This is a genomic window from Vreelandella malpeensis (genome assembly GCF_020622355.1).
In the GTDB taxonomy this organism is placed as follows: domain Bacteria; phylum Pseudomonadota; class Gammaproteobacteria; order Pseudomonadales; family Halomonadaceae; genus Vreelandella; species Vreelandella malpeensis.
This window is the reverse complement of the sequence record NZ_WHVL01000006.1, coordinates 25,849-41,003: the sequence shown is the minus strand read 5'-3', so window position 1 is coordinate 41,003 and position 15,155 is coordinate 25,849. Positions and strand designations below refer to the sequence as shown.

Below are 15,155 nucleotides of genomic sequence, written 5' to 3'. Positions count from 1 at the left end.
CCCCTTATAACGTGGATCAATAATCGTATTCTAACCAACGGAAGTGCGGCGATTTTCCTCGCGGGGAACGTCGACCCAGACGAAACGGTCGGCGTCGAGCCTGCGCTCCCCGTCATGGCGATAGGCCACCAGCCGGCCATACTTGACTGCGCTGTAGTCGAGACAGGCGATGTTGTCCGTCGGCAGCGCCGGAATGCCTTCGCACCAGTAGTGGCCGATGAACAGCACCGGCTCCTCGGGGCCGTAGTGGCCCAGTCGAGCGCGCTCGTCCTCGCTCAGCGCCCGGCTGTCCAGATGTCCGGGCAGGTTGTCCGGCTGGAACACCACGTCGCCCCACTGGCGTGGATTCGTTGCCCAGAAATGGGCGCGAAAGCTCTGCCGGGTAAAGCCGTCGCCGGAGTGAATGGCCACCCCGTCCGGCAGCGCGATGCTGGGCCCGCGGGTGAGGCGGTCGATGATCCGATACGCTTCGCTGCCGGGCTCGGTGGACTCGACCAGAAAGCGGTCGTCGATGCACCCGTTGGCGGTACGCGCCTTGAGGGCCGCGATCAGCGCTGCATCCCAACATGCGTGGACCACGCGAAAATCGTCGATCTCGAGATACAGCGGCAGAGTCTTGAACCAGGCCAGGGTATCCTCCCACTCGCCGGGGTGGTCGCGATACTGATGGAGGGTGTCGGCGATGATGCGGTTGTGGCGCGGGGTGTGCTCCCTGAGCCAGCGCTTGTCGCTGCCCGCGGGGGCCGGATGGGTGTAGGCCAGCGCGTGGTGCTCGTGATTGCCCATCACGATGTACGCCTCCCCCTCCTCCACCATTCGCCTTGCGATCTGCACCGCCAGGCGAATGCGCGGGCCGCGGTCGATCAGGTCGCCCAGATAGATCGCCTTACGCGTGGGGTGACGATAGACGCCGCCGCGCGGGCGGTAGTCCATCTTCTCGAGCAGCGCGGCCAGGGTCGCCCCGCAGCCGTGAACGTCACCGATCAGATCGAACCCTTGACTCATCAATCCCCCAGCCGATGGCTCCAGCCCAGCTTGCTGCGCAGGACGTCGAAGAAGTTGTGCCCCAGCGGATGCACCAGCTGGACGCGCGCGGGCTTGCGGGTGATGACCAGCACGTCGTCGGGCTTGGCGACCGCACGGGTCTGGCCGTCGCAGCTGATGTGCGGGTACGCGTGGTTGGTGTCGCCGATATGGATGCGGATCTCGCTCGCCGCATCGATCACGATCGGCCGGCTCGACAGCGTATGCGGGAACATCGGCACCAGCGTGATCACGTCGAGCTTGGGATGCATGATCGGCCCGCCGCCGGAGAGCGCGTAGGCGGTCGATCCGGTGGGAGTCGCCACGATCAGTCCGTCGCTGCGCTGGCTGTAGACGAACCGGCCATCGACGAACAGCTCGAACTCGATCATGCGCACCGCCTTGCCCGGGTGCACCACCACCTCGTTGAGCGCGTCGCCGCTGCCCACCGCCACGCCGTTGCGGTAGAGCACGGCGTCGAGCAGAAAGCGCTCCTCCACCTCGAAATCGCCGGCCAGCACCTCTCCGACCCGGGTTTCGAGCTCGTCCGGCGAGATATCGGTCAGAAAGCCGAGCCGGCCGCGATTGACGCCGAGAATCAGGGTGCCGCTGCGACACAGTGCCCGCGCCGCGCCCAGAAGACTGCCGTCGCCGCCTACCACGATGACCAGGTCACACAGCTCGCCGAGCACGCGTCGGGTGGTCTCGGGCTGGCCGTGATCGGGAATCATGGTGGCGGTGCGATCCTCGACCAGGACCTTGTAGTCGTGGTGGCGCAGGTACGTCACCAGTCGCCTGAGCGAATCGGCCACCTTGTCGCTGCCCAGCCGGCCGATCAGGCCGATCGTCTTGAACGGTCTCGCGCTTTCGGCGGCAATCATGTCTGGCGCTTGCGTGGTGGGCATGGGCGGCTCTCACTGTCGTTAGCCTCCATTATGAAGACCCCGCCGCGTGCGGGCAAATCCGCCCGCGACAAAGCACGCTCGATCAAGGCCTTGGAGCACTGTCTCAGGCCGGAGCGATTCGCCTGCGGCCAAGCCACCAATGATTGAGCGCAAGTGACGCGAGCATGATCGCGCCCCCCAGGGAGAGCCGGGCGAGATCCACGTCGCGATTCCAGATCAAGAGGTTGACCAGCAGTCCCGCCGGCACCAGCAGGTTGTTCATCACCGCGAGCGTGCCGGCATCGACCTTGGCCGCTCCCTGGTTCCAGGCGAAGTAGCCCACCCCCGAGGCGATCAGCCCGAGCCAGGCGAGCACACCCCACTGCACGGGCGTGGAAGGCAGCGCCTGGGGATCGCCGAATAGCAGAAACGCGGGGAGCGCAACCGCCAGCGCCCCGAGAAAGAACCAGCCGAACACGTTGTGCCAGGGCAGCGCCGCCGCGCGCACGGTGACCAGGCGACGATAGCCGACCTGCCCGAGGGCGAAGCACAGGTTCGCCCCCTGCACCACCAGAAAACCCAGCCAGAAGCCGCTATCCACCCCGTCAAAGCGGATCACCCCCGCGCCGATCACCGCCAGAAGTGCCGTGATCAGGTAGATCGGCGTGAAGCGCTTGAACAGCAGATCGTCGAGCAGAGCGATGTAGACCGGCGTGAAGATGGTGAACAGCAGTACCTCCGGTACCGAGAGCAGCAGAAAGGAGTGGTAGAAGAAGGTATACATCAAACCGAGCTGGAGCGCGCCAAGGCCCATCAGCGCCAGACGCTCGCGGCCACTAAGAAGCGATGGGCGCAGAAAGGGCAGAAATATCAGCAGTGCCAGCGCCACGCGCAGGAGCACAGCGAAATGGTTGTCTACCTGGCCGGAGAGATAGACCCCGATCAACGAAAACGAAAACGCCCACAGGGCGGTGACCCCGACCAGATAGCTCATAGTCAACCTTCATATAAAAAAGAGTTGACGGAGATTATCAGCGAAGCAGGTCAAGGTAAACACAAAACCAGCACTTGGTTAACGGCGCATTATCCACACCAGTGCATAGAGCGCCCCGGGCAGCCAGCCGAGCAGCGTCAACACCAGCGCGATGGCAATGCGCCTTGAACCTGCGCCGGCGAGCCCTACACCGAGCGGCGGCAGCAATACCGCAAGCGCGGCATAGGCGGCTTTCAGCCCGGCCGAGTCCTGCCCCACAGGTGAAGCCGCCGGCGTTTCCACCTGGGGCGCGGCGGATCTGGCCGGCGGTGTAAAGTGGCCGACCGCCCCCTGCTTGGAAGTGGCGGGCGCGGCGGGTGCAGCGCGCTCGCCACGCTCGCGCGCCTTGCGGTGGGCCTGCTTGTCGATCTTCTGCTCGAGGGTGTCGGCCGCATCGGCAAGCTCGCCGTGATAACGCTCCCAGTCCTCCCAGTCGTGGGGAGTGCCGGACTTCGGCCGATCGCCGCCGGCGCCACGGGCACGGGCCCAGGCTTTCTCTTCGAGGGTATTGGGCCGGTCGGGGTCACGCTCGACGCCAACGCCCTTGCGGGTCATGTATTCGCGGGCATCCATATATTGCTCCTTGGTGAAGGCGTTGCTCGTACCATTGGGGTCTGCCGCAGGCAGCGCTGATCATCACCGCGTACTATAGCGCTTACCGAGCGACGCGGCAGAACGCCCCGGTCGTGCAGCGCGCAGGAAATGGACGTACTATATACGAACCAAAAAAAACCGCTGCCGGGAGGCAGCGGAAGCAAGGGATCGAAAAAGAAGCCAGTGCAACACTTCTAGCGACTGCTATCGCGCGTTGCCTGTACACTATCTGACAGTGAATTGGAAAAAAGTTCTCGACGGGGCCAAGTTTTCGTCTTTTTTTGTTTGTGATGCCCCCGAACCGGGCCTGCAAAACGGTTGAGGAGCCTTCCATGGCGCTGTATCTACTGGTGCTGGGCGTCTGCGTCGTGGTGATCGGCTCGGTGCTGGTCATCCTGATGACGGCCAGCACGCCACGCTATCGAACCGAGCCGAAGGATCTGCTCGCCCTTTTCGACAAGGCGTTGGAGAGCCGGGTCGGCGAGACGGAGTGGAACGCCTTGATCGGCTACCCGATCCGCCACGACGAATACCTCGACGGCGTTCGCCGCCGCGCAGCGCACCTGATGGACCAGCACGGGCGCCGCTGGCAGATCGCCCGGGGCAAGCCACTTCTGAACACCACCGGCCAGCAAGAGCTAAAGGCATTGCGCGATCATCTCGCCGCCCACACCGCGCTGCGCCGCTCGTAAGGCGTTGCGCTTTCGTAGAGGGAGCCGTCCATGTTCAGCACCATTCGCCAGATTCCTCTGGAAAGTGCGGTCAAGCACCACGCCCACGACTTCCACCAGATCGTGATCACCCTGTGCGGCTCCTCGGAGTTCGAGATCGAGGGGCTCGGCGGGCGGGTCAACGCCTTCTCCGGCTGCATCGTGCCGGCGAACCACGAGCACTACTACTCGGGTCAGGGCTACAATCGCCAGTTGATATTCGATCTTCCGGAGCTCGCCCCGGCGCTGACCGGCGAGCACCGCGAGCTGATCGCGCTGTTCGACGCCCCGCGCTTCTTCGCCCTCGATGGCTCGCTTCGCCACTATCTGGCGTTCGTCGAAAGCGAACTGCTCCAAGGGCGCGACGGCAATGACACGCACCAGCCCGACCGGCTGGCCGCCACGCTGCTCGGCGCCCTGAAGGCGCGCCTCACCGCGCCGCTCGCCGACAGCCGGCGCCGGCTGGATCTCGCTCCCATCGACCGCTTCATCGCCACCCACCTGGCCGACGAGCTGCGGGTGGCGGATCTTGCCCGCATCGCCTGCCTCTCCGAGGCCCATTTTTCCGAACGTTTTCGCAGCCAGACGGGGCTTTCACCCTGGCAGTACGTGCGTCGCAAGCGCTTGAACGCCGCGCGCGAGCTGATCACCCGAAGCCGGATGCCGCTGACCGACATCGCCATCCAGACGGGCTTCGCCAACCAGAGTGCGCTTTCCCACGCGTTTCGACGCAGCTACGGGCTTTCGCCGCGCTCGCTGCGTCAGGAAGACGCGACCGCGCTCGATGTCGAAGGCGCCGCCCGGACGTCTCGCCGGGCGCTGGGCAAGCGCCGCTCTACCGGTTCGGCGCATGATCCCTGATCGGGAGAGAATGTGACGATACGCCGCGCTTGCCGTGAAATTGACACGTTTTGCCATGAAACAGACATACAACCGTGCGCCTGGCGCTCTACATTCGTTCGTCATCGGGTAGACCACCAGTTTTTTCCTCTCTCAGATACCGGGGGCCACAATGCTCAACGCCAAGAAAATGCGTGATCCTGCCGTCTGGCAAACCGACCTCGACACGCTGCTCGCCACCGTCAGCGACCACTACATCGTCGACGAGGACAGCTACGTCCATGAGCTGATCAAGGTGCTCGACGTGGGTCGCGAGGACTTCGAGCGCATCGGCAGCAGTACCGCCGAACTCGTGCGCGACGTGCGCAAGATGGATACCGCCGTGGATACCATCGACGAGCTCCTGCAGCAGTACAGCCTCGATACCCACGAGGGATTGATGCTGATGTGCCTGGCCGAGGCGATGCTGCGCATCCCCGACAAGGTCACGGCGGACGCGCTGATCGAGGACAAGCTCGGTCCGGCGGACTGGCAGTCCCACGTCGGCAAGAGCGATTCGTGGATGGTCAACGCCTCGACCTGGGGACTTCTGATGACCGGTCGGGTACTCAAGCTCGACCATCCGCGGGAAGGCCAGCCCGCCACCTTCATCAACCGCATGGTCAACCGCCTGGGCGAGCCGGTGATTCGCCGCGCCACGGTCGAGGCGATGAAGATAATGGGCAAGCAGTTCGTGCTCGGGCGCAACATCGACGAGGCGCTCAAGCGCTCGAAGCCGTTGTTCAACAAGGGCTACACCTACTCCTACGACATGCTCGGCGAAGCCGCGCGCACCCGTGATGATGCCAAGCGCTACTTCGACGACTACGCTCGGGCCATCGAGGCCGTCGGCAAGACCTCTCAGCGGCTGAGCGACAAGACGCCCAAGCCCTCGGTCTCGATCAAGCTCTCGGCGCTGCACCCGCGCTACGAATTCGGCCGCCGCGAGCAGGTGCTCGCCGAACTCGTCGACACCGTGGTGAAACTGGTGCGCCGCGCCCGCGAGCTCGACGTGGCGCTGACCGTCGACGCCGAGGAGGTCGATCGCCTGGAGCTTTCGCTCGAGGTGTTCCGCGCCATCTACGAAAGTGACGCGGCCCGCGGCTGGGGGCATTTCGGTCTGGTGGTGCAGGCTTACTCCAAGCGCGCCCTGCCGGTGCTGCACTACCTGAATCGCTTGGCGGACCTCCAGGGCGACGAGATTCCGCTGCGCCTGGTGAAAGGCGCCTACTGGGACAGCGAGATCAAGGAGTCCCAGCAGCTCGGCGTCGACGGCTACCCGGTCTACACCCGCAAGGCGTGCACCGACGTGGCGTATCTCGCCTGCGCCCAGTTCCTGCTCTCGGAAGACACCCGCGGGCGCATCTTTCCGCAGTTCGCCACCCACAACGCGCATACCGTCACCGCCATCGTCGAGCTCGCCAATCGCCATCGTCGGCCATTCGAGTTCCAGCGTCTGCACGGCATGGGCGAAGCGCTCTACGACGCCGCCCTGACGCGCGCACCGGACGGTACCTACTGCCGTATCTACGCCCCGGTCGGCGCCCACAAGGACCTGCTCCCCTACCTGGTACGAAGACTGCTCGAAAACGGCGCCAACTCCTCCTTCGTCCACCAGCTGGTCGACCCGGACGTGCCGGTCGAGTGGCTCTGTCAACACCCGGTCGAGACGCTCAAGCAGTACAAGACCTTCGCCAATGCGCGCATTCCGCAGCCCCGAGACATCTACGGGCCCAAGCGCAAGAACTCGCGCGGGGTGAACCTGAACATCCGAAGCCACTATGAGCCGCTGATGGAGAAGATGGCCTCATTCATGGACAAGCAGTACCCGGTCAAGCCGCTGCTCGCCGTCGAGGTCAAGGAAGATGCCGCCAACACCCACCGGGTGACGTCGCCGTTTGACCGTGGCCAGAGCGTGGGCACGGTACAGTGGACGAACCAGGAGCAGGCAAGGCAAGCCGTCGATGCCGCCTGGGAAGCCTTCCCGCGCTGGGACGCCACGCCGGTTGCCGAGCGCGCCGCGATTCTGCGCCGCATGGCAGATCTGATGGAAGAGCACATGGCGGAGCTGATGACGCTGTGCTGCCGCGAAGGTGGCAAGCTTCTGACCGACGGCGTCGACGAGATAAAGGAAGCGGTGGATTTCTGCCGCTACTACGCCATGCGTGCCGAGGAGTCGTTCGGTGAGGTGATCGAGCTGCCCGGCCCGACCGGCGAGTCCAACCGCCTGACCATGGGCGGCAAGGGCGTGTTCGCCGCCATCAGCCCGTGGAACTTCCCTGTCGCGATCTTCTGCGGCCAGATCGTCGCCGCGGCGGTGGCCGGCAACACCGTGCTCGCCAAGCCCGCGGAGCAGACCTCGATCATCGCTCACCGGGTCATCGAGCTTCTCCATGAAGCCGGCATGCCGCGCGACGTGGTGCAGCTTCTGCCCGGCGACGGCCCGACCGTGGGCAGCGTGCTGAGTTCGGATCCGCGCATCACCGGCGTGGTATTCACCGGCGGCACCGATACCGCGCAGATCATCAACCGCGCGCTCGCCGCCCGCGAGAACGCGCCACTGCCGACCCTGATCGCCGAGACCGGCGGCATGAACGCGATGATCGTGGACTCCACCGCCCTGCCGGAGCAGGTGGTGGTCGACGTGATCCAGTCGGCGTTCCAGAGCGCCGGCCAGCGCTGCTCGGCGCTCAGAGTACTCTACCTTCAGGACGACGTGGCGGATCGGGTGATCGAGATCCTCAAGGGGGCGATGAACGAGCTGCACATCGGCGACCCGCGCGATCTGGGCACCGACGTTGGCCCGGTGATCGACGAGGACGCGCGCAAGGGGCTTCTGGCGCACATCCAGACGCTCAAGGACGAAGGCCGGCTGGTCGCCGAGGCCTCGATGGCCGCCGAGCATACGCAAAACGGCACCTTCGTGGCGCCGGTGGCGTTCGTCATCGACGGCATCGAGGCGCTGGAGCGCGAGCAGTTCGGACCAATACTGCACATCGTGCGCTACAAATCCCGCGACATCGATCGGGTGATCGATGCCATCAACGGGCGCGGCTACGGACTGACCTTCGGCGTGCATAGCCGCAACGAATCCTTGGCCGCCGAGATCGCCCGGCGCATTCGGGTGGGCAACGTCTACATCAACCGTAATATCATCGGTGCCGTGGTGGGCGTGCAGCCCTTCGGCGGCCAGGGCCTTTCCGGCACCGGGCCCAAGGCGGGCGGGCCGCACTACCTGCAGCGCTTCGTCACCGAGAAGACCGTCACCAACAACACGGCAGCGCTGGGCGGCAATGCGTCGCTGCTGGCACTGGGCGACGAATAGCCGCGCCGAACGCGCTACCTTGACACTCACCCCCTGCGGGGGTGAAGTAAATCGGTGCCAGGCAGCGACCTGCGTGCCAACAACAACATGTCGTGTCGAACTTTGAATTCGATCAACAGGGGAAATTCTATGGATATCGGCGTCTGGATCAGTCTTTTCGCATACTTCGCGCTCATGATCGGCATTGGCGTCTATGCCATGCGCACCTCCACTTCGACCTCGGAAGACTACGTGCTGGGCGGACGCACCTTGAGTCCCAAGGTGGCCGCGCTCTCCGCCGGTGCTTCGGACATGAGCGGCTGGCTGCTGCTGGGGCTTCCCGGGACGATGTTCGTCTCCGGGCTCGGTTCGGCCTGGATCGGCATCGGGCTGTTCATCGGGGCGTTCTTCAACTGGCTTCTCGTGGCGCCGCGCCTGCGCGAGCAGACGGTGCACTACGGCAACGCCATCACCATCCCGGCGTTTCTGGCCAATCGCTTCCCGACCCGGGCACTGTCGCTGCGCACGGTGTCGGCAATCGTCATCGTGGTCTTCTTCGCCGTCTACACCGCCTCGGGCCTGGTCGCCGGCGGGCGGCTGTTCGAGAGCGCCTTTGCCGGGGTGATCGACATCGGCGGGCTGAGTGACTACGCCACCGGCATTATCATCACCCTCGGCGTGGTCTTGATCTACACCGTGGTGGGCGGTTTCCTGGCGGTCAGCCTGACCGACTTCGTGCAGGGCTGCATCATGATGCTGGCGCTGATCATCATGCCAGCGGTGGTGCTGTTCGGCGAAGGCGGCGGCGGCTTCACCCAGGCGTCTGAAACCTTGAACAGCGTCGATCCCACGCTGCTTTCCTGGACGGCGGGGCTGACCTTCATCGGCTGGCTCTCGGCGGTGACCTGGGGGCTTGGCTACTTCGGCCAGCCGCACATCATCGTGCGCTTCATGGCGATCAGAAGCCTCAAGGACGTGCCGACGGCGCGCAACATCGGCATGAGCTGGATGGCGATCTCGCTGATCGGCGCGGTGTCACTGGGCCTTTTCGGGCGCGCCTACGCCGTGCGTAACGGCATGACCGTGGACAACCCCGAGACGATCTTCATCATCCTGGCGGACCTGCTGTTCCACCCCTTGATCACCGGTTTCCTCTACGCGGCACTGCTCGCGGCGGTGATGAGCACCATCTCGAGCCAGCTGCTGGTCGCCTCCTCCTCGCTCACCGAGGACTTCTACCGGCTCTTCTTGAACAAGAACGCTTCCGAGAAGCAGACCGTGACCGTGGGCCGAATCAGCGTGGCGCTGGTGGGCATCGTCGCAGCGATCATCGCCTCGGACCCGGAGTCTCAGGTACTGGGGCTGGTCAGCAACGCCTGGGCCGGCTTCGGCGCGGCCTTCGGTCCGCTGATTCTGCTGTCATTGATGTGGAAGCGCACCAACGGCTCCGGCGCCATCGCCGGGATGGTGGTAGGCGCGGCGACCGTCATGATTTGGATCGCGCTGGGCTACAACGCCGAGTTCCTGGGGGGGGCCGGCGTCTACGAGATCATTCCCGGCTTCATCGCCTCGTTGATCGCCATCGTGGTGGTCAGCCGCGCCACCGCCGATGCCAAAGAGTATCGCCACATCGAGCGCTGAGCGCTCTCGCAGCTCCAAGGCCGCCTTCGGGCGGCCTTTTTGATGCCCAGTTGGCACGCGACTAGTTCTCGGTGACCAGCGTGTCGACGCGCTCGACGGCCTGGACGACCAGCAGTTGGTCGCTGGCGCGTTTTTTCTCCTGCTGGAGATAGGCCGCCATGGCGGGGGCCACCTCGCACTTGGCGGGCATCGGCGCGCCAGCATCGACCAGGGCGTTGAGCCTTGCGATGAACACGAAGCGTATCCACTGGGGCAGCGACATGGTATCGACGCAGAACGGCTCGCGGCTTTCGAAGGCCTGAGGCTCGGGGGTGGGCATGCGCCAGAGGTCGGCAGCCTTCATGGCGGCCTCGAGCTCGAGCAGCGCCTTGGCAAGCGATTGATGAACGCTCATAAGCTCCTTGGGAAAGTAAGTGCATGAAGCGCTCATTATCGCCTTTCTGGCTCTGGGTTGCCATGCGTGCAGGTCCTCCTTCGGTTACTCACAGATTCACAGAAAACCTGCAAGAGGCTGTGGATAAACTCTGGAAAGGTGGCGTAGCGCCAGCCGAGACGGGCGCTCTCGCGACTTGTTCATTTTTTGATCGCCCAACGAGGCTGACAGTATGCGCCGCTCAAGGTAGAGTGCAGGCCTGCGAAAGGGAAGGTAGCTATGCAAGCACTCAACACGCTCGGTGAATTCTTCGAGCGAAGCGGCGCCGAAGTGGCGCTTTATCACATGGGCCGGCGCGTGGCGCCCTGCCCCCCCGAGACGCTGGCGGGCTTCGAGCGCGGCGAGCAGCCGTGGCCGGAGCCCTGGCAGGGCCAGGCGCGCATCGCCGCGCTGTTTCGTATCGGCGACATGGCGGAGCCGGCGGTCTGGTTTCTGGCCCTGCCGCTGGACGAGCTGGGCCTGCTCTCCCCCGCTTCGCGCGACGGCTTCTTGAATCGCCTGGTGGAGACGCTGGGGCGCAACGTCGCGACGCTGGGCCAGGACGAGACCGCCCAGGTCGAGCATTTCATGCAGGACAACCCGCTGGCCTTCACGCCGAGCCTGTCCTTCCAGGCGATGCTCAACGCTCGCGCCACCGCCGACCAGAGTCTTCCCGCCAGCCAGCACTTCGAGCCGGTAGAGGCCTACCTGAGCGGCCAGCAGAGCATCGACTGGCAAGCGCTGGGGCTTCAGGGCGTGGCGGACTTCGCCGTGCGCAGCGACGCCGCCGCGCAAGACGCCCTGGCGCGCCTGATAGATGAAGAGCGCTTCGACGCCGAAGTGATTCGCGCGCTCTGTCTGTGTTTCGAGCACTGCGCGCCGAGCGACGCCCTGGTCACTGCGCTGATCGACCGGGGCGAGCGCGCCGCGCGCACCGGCGACGTCGAAACCCTGTGCGCCTGCGTGCGCGGCGTGGGTGCAAGCCTGCAGGACGCCGTCGGCGCCTGGTACCAGAGTCTGCTCGAGGATACCGCCGCCTGCGGGCCGGATCTGCTGGCTGCCATTGCCGGGCGCGGCTGGACGCTTCTGGAAGATGCCACGCGCCTGCCGCTCTTCTTGATGCGACTCGCCGAGCGCCCCGAGGCCAATTTCGCCGACGTGGTCCGCGATATCGCGCTGATTCCCCGCCTCAGGCTGCTGGTACTGATGACCTTGCGCGATGCCCCCGAGGGCGGATCGGTCCATGCGCGGCTGGCGAATATCGCCCCGCGCCACTAACGTTGATACAGCGGATTTCGTTTTCATCGCCAGGCGTGATGCCGACCATCGCGCCGCGCGGATGACCTGCACGTAAGGAGCAACCGTGAAGGAACTACCCTACCAGGCGAAAGCCGTCATCGGGCGGCGCGAGATGGTCACGCTGCCCGAGCTCGGGCTTCATCTTTGCTGCAAGGCCGATACCGGCGCGCGCACCTCTGCCCTTCACGCCGAGGAGATCACCACCGAAGAGGACGCCAGCGGCCAGCTCTGGATCAGTTTCATCACCCACAGCGGCGGCCCGGATACCCCGGGACACCGCTATACCCTGCATCTGCACGACCGCCGGCGCGTCACCAGCTCCAACGGTCACAGCGAGTGGCGCTACGTGATTCGAACGCCCATGCAGCTTGGCGACCTCCACTTTCCCGTGGAGCTGACGCTGACTGACCGCAGCAACATGCGCCACCCCATGCTTCTCGGGCGTCGCGCCATGCGCCGCTTGCTGGTCGCCCCGGGTGCCGCCTTCCTGCACGGCGAACCCTGACTATTTCCAAGACGCGTCACCCTTTTAGCCCGGAGTTTTGAATGCACATTGCCCTGCTATCGCGTAACCGCAACCTCTACTCGACTCGTCGGCTGATCGAGGCCGCGGAAGCGCGCGGTCATACGGCACGGGTGGTCGATACGCTGCGCTGCTACATGAGTATCGCCGCCCACCACCCGTCGATCCACTACAAGGGCGCCGAGATCGAACGCTTTGACGCGGTGATCCCGCGTATCGGCGCCTCGATCACCTTCTACGGCTGCGCAGTACTGCGCCAGTTCGAGATGATGGGCACCTACGTGGTCAACGACTCGGTGGCCATCACCCGTTCGCGCGACAAGCTGCGCTCGCTGCAGCTTCTGTCCCGCAAGGGGCTCGGGCTTCCGATCACGGGTTTCGCCCACTCGCCGGACGATATCCCCGACCTGATCACCATGGTCAAGGGCGCGCCGCTGGTCATCAAGCTTCTGGAGGGCACCCAGGGCATCGGCGTGGTGCTCGCCGAGACCAACCAGGCCGCCGAGTCCGTGGTCCAGGCGTTCATGGGCATGAAGGCCAACATCATGGTGCAGGAGTACATCAAGGAGGCGCGCGGGGCGGATATTCGCTGCTTCGTGATCGGTGACAAGGTGGTCGCCACCATGAAGCGCCAGGCCGCCGAAGGCGAGTTTCGCTCCAACCTGCACCGCGGCGGCACCGCCAGCGTCATCCGCATCACCCCGGAGGAGCGCTCGACGGCGATCCGCGCCGCCAAGGCGATGGGGCTGCAGGTCGCAGGCGTCGACCTGCTGCGCGCCAACCACGGCCCGGTGATCATGGAGGTCAACTCATCGCCAGGGCTTCAGGGCATCGAGACCGCAACCGGCAAGGACATCGCCGGGATGATCATCGAGCATATCGAGAAGAACGCTACCGCCACGCGAAAGGTACCGCCCAAGCCTAAAGGCTAAGGCTGAACGTCGAAAATAATCCGCGTAAGGGGTGGCAAAAGAGCGCCACCCCCGCCACAATTTGCGTCACCGAAGGAGGTAGACGCTCATGTTTCTTGATAATCGCCAAGTGGCGATGGACAGCGTGCTGGAAGCGCTGGCCGACAGTATTGACTATTTCCAGGACAACCTCGAACGCCTGCGCCCTTCGCTGCGCGACGCGCTGAAACCCTACTATGCCGAACGCCTGAAGCAGATGCGCACCCTGCAGGCGCTGGCGCGTACCCACCTCAAGATGCTGCCTCGCGATGCCGACGTCGAGCGCGACGACTTCCTGTGGCTCTGGAGCCGCCTGAAAAGCTTCGTGGGCAACGATAGCCAGGTGTTGATCGGCGAGCTGCTGGAGCAGGAACGCGTACTAATGCAGGCGCTCTCCACCCTGTTCACCCACCCGCTGCCCGAGCCCATCGAGCCCGTCATCGACGAGTGCATGAAGGCGTGTCGCCAGCTGATTCGCGAGCTCTACAACCTGCAGAAGCAGCGCACCAAGCGCTAGTCGCGCCCCGGCCCCGGCGTGTCGATGCCTTCTTCGGTGGCATGCTCGCCGTCGGGCTCTCGGGGCAGCGCGGTCTCGAACAGCGGCACGCGGTAGACCAGCGGCACCGGCGCGAGCTGATCGACGCGTTCGTCGATCAGCTCGATGGGCTCGACCGGCCCGAGAAAGTAGGGCTTGCGGCCCCACAGGTAGAGATCGCCCAGCGTCGCGACCCGGGCGGCCACCTCGCGCAGACGCAGCCGCCACTCCCCCGCCACATGGCGCTGCTCCGCCACGCAGCCAGTGACCTCCATGCCGAGTGAACGCGCGATATAGACCGCCCGCGGCAGATGCCAACTCTGGGTCACCAGCACCGCCTGTTCGAGCTGAAAGACGTCACGCGCGCGCGCCAGCGTGTCGTAGGTGCTGAAGCCGGCGAAATCGAGCGTCATCTGATGGGAAGGCACGCCGCGCCGGTGCAGCTCTCGCCACATGGCGCGCGGCTCGTTGTAGGCCTGGGTTCGGTTGTCGCCGGAAAGCAGCAGGTGATTGACGCTGAGGCGATGGATCAGATTCGCCGAGGTACGCATGCGAGCATTGAAATGCGGATTCTTGAGCCCGCTGCGCGTCCAGTTGGAGGTGCCGAACACCACCGCCACGTCGCCCGGGCGGCACTGCTCGACCCGGCTGTCGATATAGCGGGCGGTGCTCGCCAGTACCCAGAGGTTGCAGGCCACGAACACGAAGGCCGCCAGCAACCCCAAGGCCGCCAGCGCCATCAATACCCACTTGATCGCGCGTATCACCTGGCTAGGCATCGCGCGATTTACACGGCTTAGAACATCCCGAGCTCAAGCTTGGCCTCATCACTCATCATGTCCCGGCTCCAGGGCGGGCTGAAGACGATTTCGGTATGCACCTTCGAAATCTGCGGTGCACCGAGAATCTTGCTGCGCGCGTCGGCGGCGATCACCTCGCCCATGCCGCAGCCGGGTGCGGTCAGCGTCATGCGAACGGTCACCATGCGCTCACCCGAGATCAAGCGATCGATCCGACAGCCGTAGACCAGCCCCAGATCGACGATGTTGACAGGGATCTCCGGGTCGAAGCAGGTTCTGAGCTGATCCCAGACGAACGCCTCGATTTCCGCCTCGGAGGCCGACTCGTCGAGGGTCGGCGTCGGCAACGGCTCGAGCCCCAGCGCATCCAGATGGCGCCCCTCGATCAGATAGAGGCGTCCTTCGAAGCCCACGCTGACCGAGCTGCCCTTGGCCTGCATCACGCTGATCTCGCTGTCCTCGGCCAGAGTCTGGACGGTGCCGAAGGGAATGGCGATCGCCTCGACGTCGCGCTGCAGCGGCAATTTCTGGCCGCGCGTGAGGCTCGCGACTTGCTCGATATCCATAC

At 64.9% G+C, this 15,155-nt stretch carries 15 protein-coding genes; 8 read left to right on the top strand and 7 right to left on the bottom strand.

The features are described 5' to 3' along the window. Nucleotides 1-30: 30 nt before the first annotated feature. From GEV37_RS13735 to GEV37_RS13720, 4 genes are all read right to left on the bottom strand, one after another. Nucleotides 31-1,005 (bottom strand): metallophosphoesterase, encoded by a 975-nt coding sequence (locus GEV37_RS13735; protein WP_227390837.1) that lies wholly within the window; start codon nt 1,003-1,005, stop codon nt 31-33. Beyond that, nucleotides 1,005-1,928, bottom strand: a complete 924-nt coding sequence (locus GEV37_RS13730) for an NAD(+) kinase (protein ID WP_227390836.1) — start codon at nt 1,926-1,928, stop codon at nt 1,005-1,007. Before GEV37_RS13730 ends, GEV37_RS13735 begins: the two co-directional genes overlap by 1 nt. A 103-nt stretch (nt 1,929-2,031) precedes the next feature. Beyond that, nucleotides 2,032-2,901 carry a carboxylate/amino acid/amine transporter gene (locus tag GEV37_RS13725; RefSeq protein WP_227390835.1) on the bottom strand — a complete coding sequence of 290 codons (870 nt, stop codon included), beginning with the start codon at nt 2,899-2,901 and terminating at the stop codon, nt 2,032-2,034. A gap of 78 nt (nt 2,902-2,979) precedes the next feature. Beyond that, nucleotides 2,980-3,513: a YqaE/Pmp3 family membrane protein gene (locus GEV37_RS13720; protein WP_227390834.1), complete on the bottom strand. Its 534-nt coding sequence runs from the start codon at nt 3,511-3,513 to the stop codon at nt 2,980-2,982. A 353-nt stretch (nt 3,514-3,866) separates the two neighbouring features. Between GEV37_RS13720 and GEV37_RS13715 the strand changes: the two genes are divergently transcribed. The 4 genes from GEV37_RS13715 to putP all read left to right on the top strand — a co-directional run bounded on the left by GEV37_RS13715 (nt 3,867) and on the right by putP (nt 10,068). Continuing rightward, a complete protein-coding gene (locus tag GEV37_RS13715) occupies nt 3,867-4,226 on the top strand; it encodes a hypothetical protein (RefSeq protein WP_227390833.1) in 360 nt (119 codons plus the stop codon). A 30-nt stretch (nt 4,227-4,256) separates the two neighbouring features. Then, a complete protein-coding gene (locus GEV37_RS13710; protein ID WP_227390832.1) occupies nt 4,257-5,105 on the top strand; it encodes an AraC family transcriptional regulator in 849 nt (282 codons plus the stop codon). A gap of 151 nt (nt 5,106-5,256) precedes the next feature. After that, nucleotides 5,257-8,448 carry a bifunctional proline dehydrogenase/L-glutamate gamma-semialdehyde dehydrogenase PutA gene (gene putA, locus GEV37_RS13705; protein WP_227390831.1) on the top strand — a complete coding sequence of 1,064 codons (3,192 nt, stop codon included), beginning with the start codon at nt 5,257-5,259 and terminating at the stop codon, nt 8,446-8,448. 129 nt (nt 8,449-8,577) lie between these two features. Then, nucleotides 8,578-10,068 (top strand): sodium/proline symporter PutP, encoded by a 1,491-nt coding sequence (gene putP / locus GEV37_RS13700; protein WP_227390830.1) that lies wholly within the window; start codon nt 8,578-8,580, stop codon nt 10,066-10,068. A 61-nt stretch (nt 10,069-10,129) separates the two neighbouring features. Here putP and GEV37_RS13695 read toward each other — a convergent pair whose 3' ends face one another. Next, on the bottom strand, nt 10,130-10,462 hold the full coding sequence (locus GEV37_RS13695; protein ID WP_227390829.1) for a YqcC family protein: 333 nt from the start codon (nt 10,460-10,462) through the stop codon (nt 10,130-10,132). Between the two features lie 258 nt (nt 10,463-10,720). Between GEV37_RS13695 and GEV37_RS13690 the strand changes: the two genes are divergently transcribed. The 4 genes from GEV37_RS13690 (at nt 10,721) to GEV37_RS13675 (ending at nt 13,769) form a co-directional block, all read left to right on the top strand. Continuing rightward, complete coding sequence (locus GEV37_RS13690) at nt 10,721-11,758, top strand: DUF3549 family protein (RefSeq protein WP_227390828.1); 1,038 nt, start codon at nt 10,721-10,723, stop codon at nt 11,756-11,758. A gap of 85 nt (nt 11,759-11,843) precedes the next feature. Continuing rightward, nucleotides 11,844-12,284 (top strand): ATP-dependent zinc protease family protein, encoded by a 441-nt coding sequence (locus GEV37_RS13685; RefSeq protein ID WP_227390827.1) that lies wholly within the window; start codon nt 11,844-11,846, stop codon nt 12,282-12,284. Between the two features lie 41 nt (nt 12,285-12,325). Next, nucleotides 12,326-13,234, top strand: coding sequence for a 30S ribosomal protein S6--L-glutamate ligase (rimK, locus tag GEV37_RS13680; RefSeq protein ID WP_227390826.1), 909 nt, complete (start codon nt 12,326-12,328; stop codon nt 13,232-13,234). A gap of 88 nt (nt 13,235-13,322) precedes the next feature. Then, nucleotides 13,323-13,769 (top strand): hypothetical protein, encoded by a 447-nt coding sequence (locus GEV37_RS13675; protein WP_227390825.1) that lies wholly within the window; start codon nt 13,323-13,325, stop codon nt 13,767-13,769. Here GEV37_RS13675 and GEV37_RS13670 read toward each other — a convergent pair. Both GEV37_RS13670 and sufT read right to left on the bottom strand, forming a co-directional pair. Further along, the gene (locus GEV37_RS13670; RefSeq protein ID WP_227390824.1) at nt 13,766-14,566 is read right to left on the bottom strand and encodes a SanA/YdcF family protein; all 801 of its coding nucleotides are present in this window, start codon (nt 14,564-14,566) and stop codon (nt 13,766-13,768) included. The genes GEV37_RS13675 and GEV37_RS13670 overlap by 4 nt on opposite strands. Nucleotides 14,567-14,583: 17 nt before the next feature. Further along, complete coding sequence (gene sufT / locus GEV37_RS13665) at nt 14,584-15,153, bottom strand: putative Fe-S cluster assembly protein SufT (protein ID WP_227390823.1); 570 nt, start codon at nt 15,151-15,153, stop codon at nt 14,584-14,586. Between the last annotated feature and the right edge of the window lie 2 nt (nt 15,154-15,155).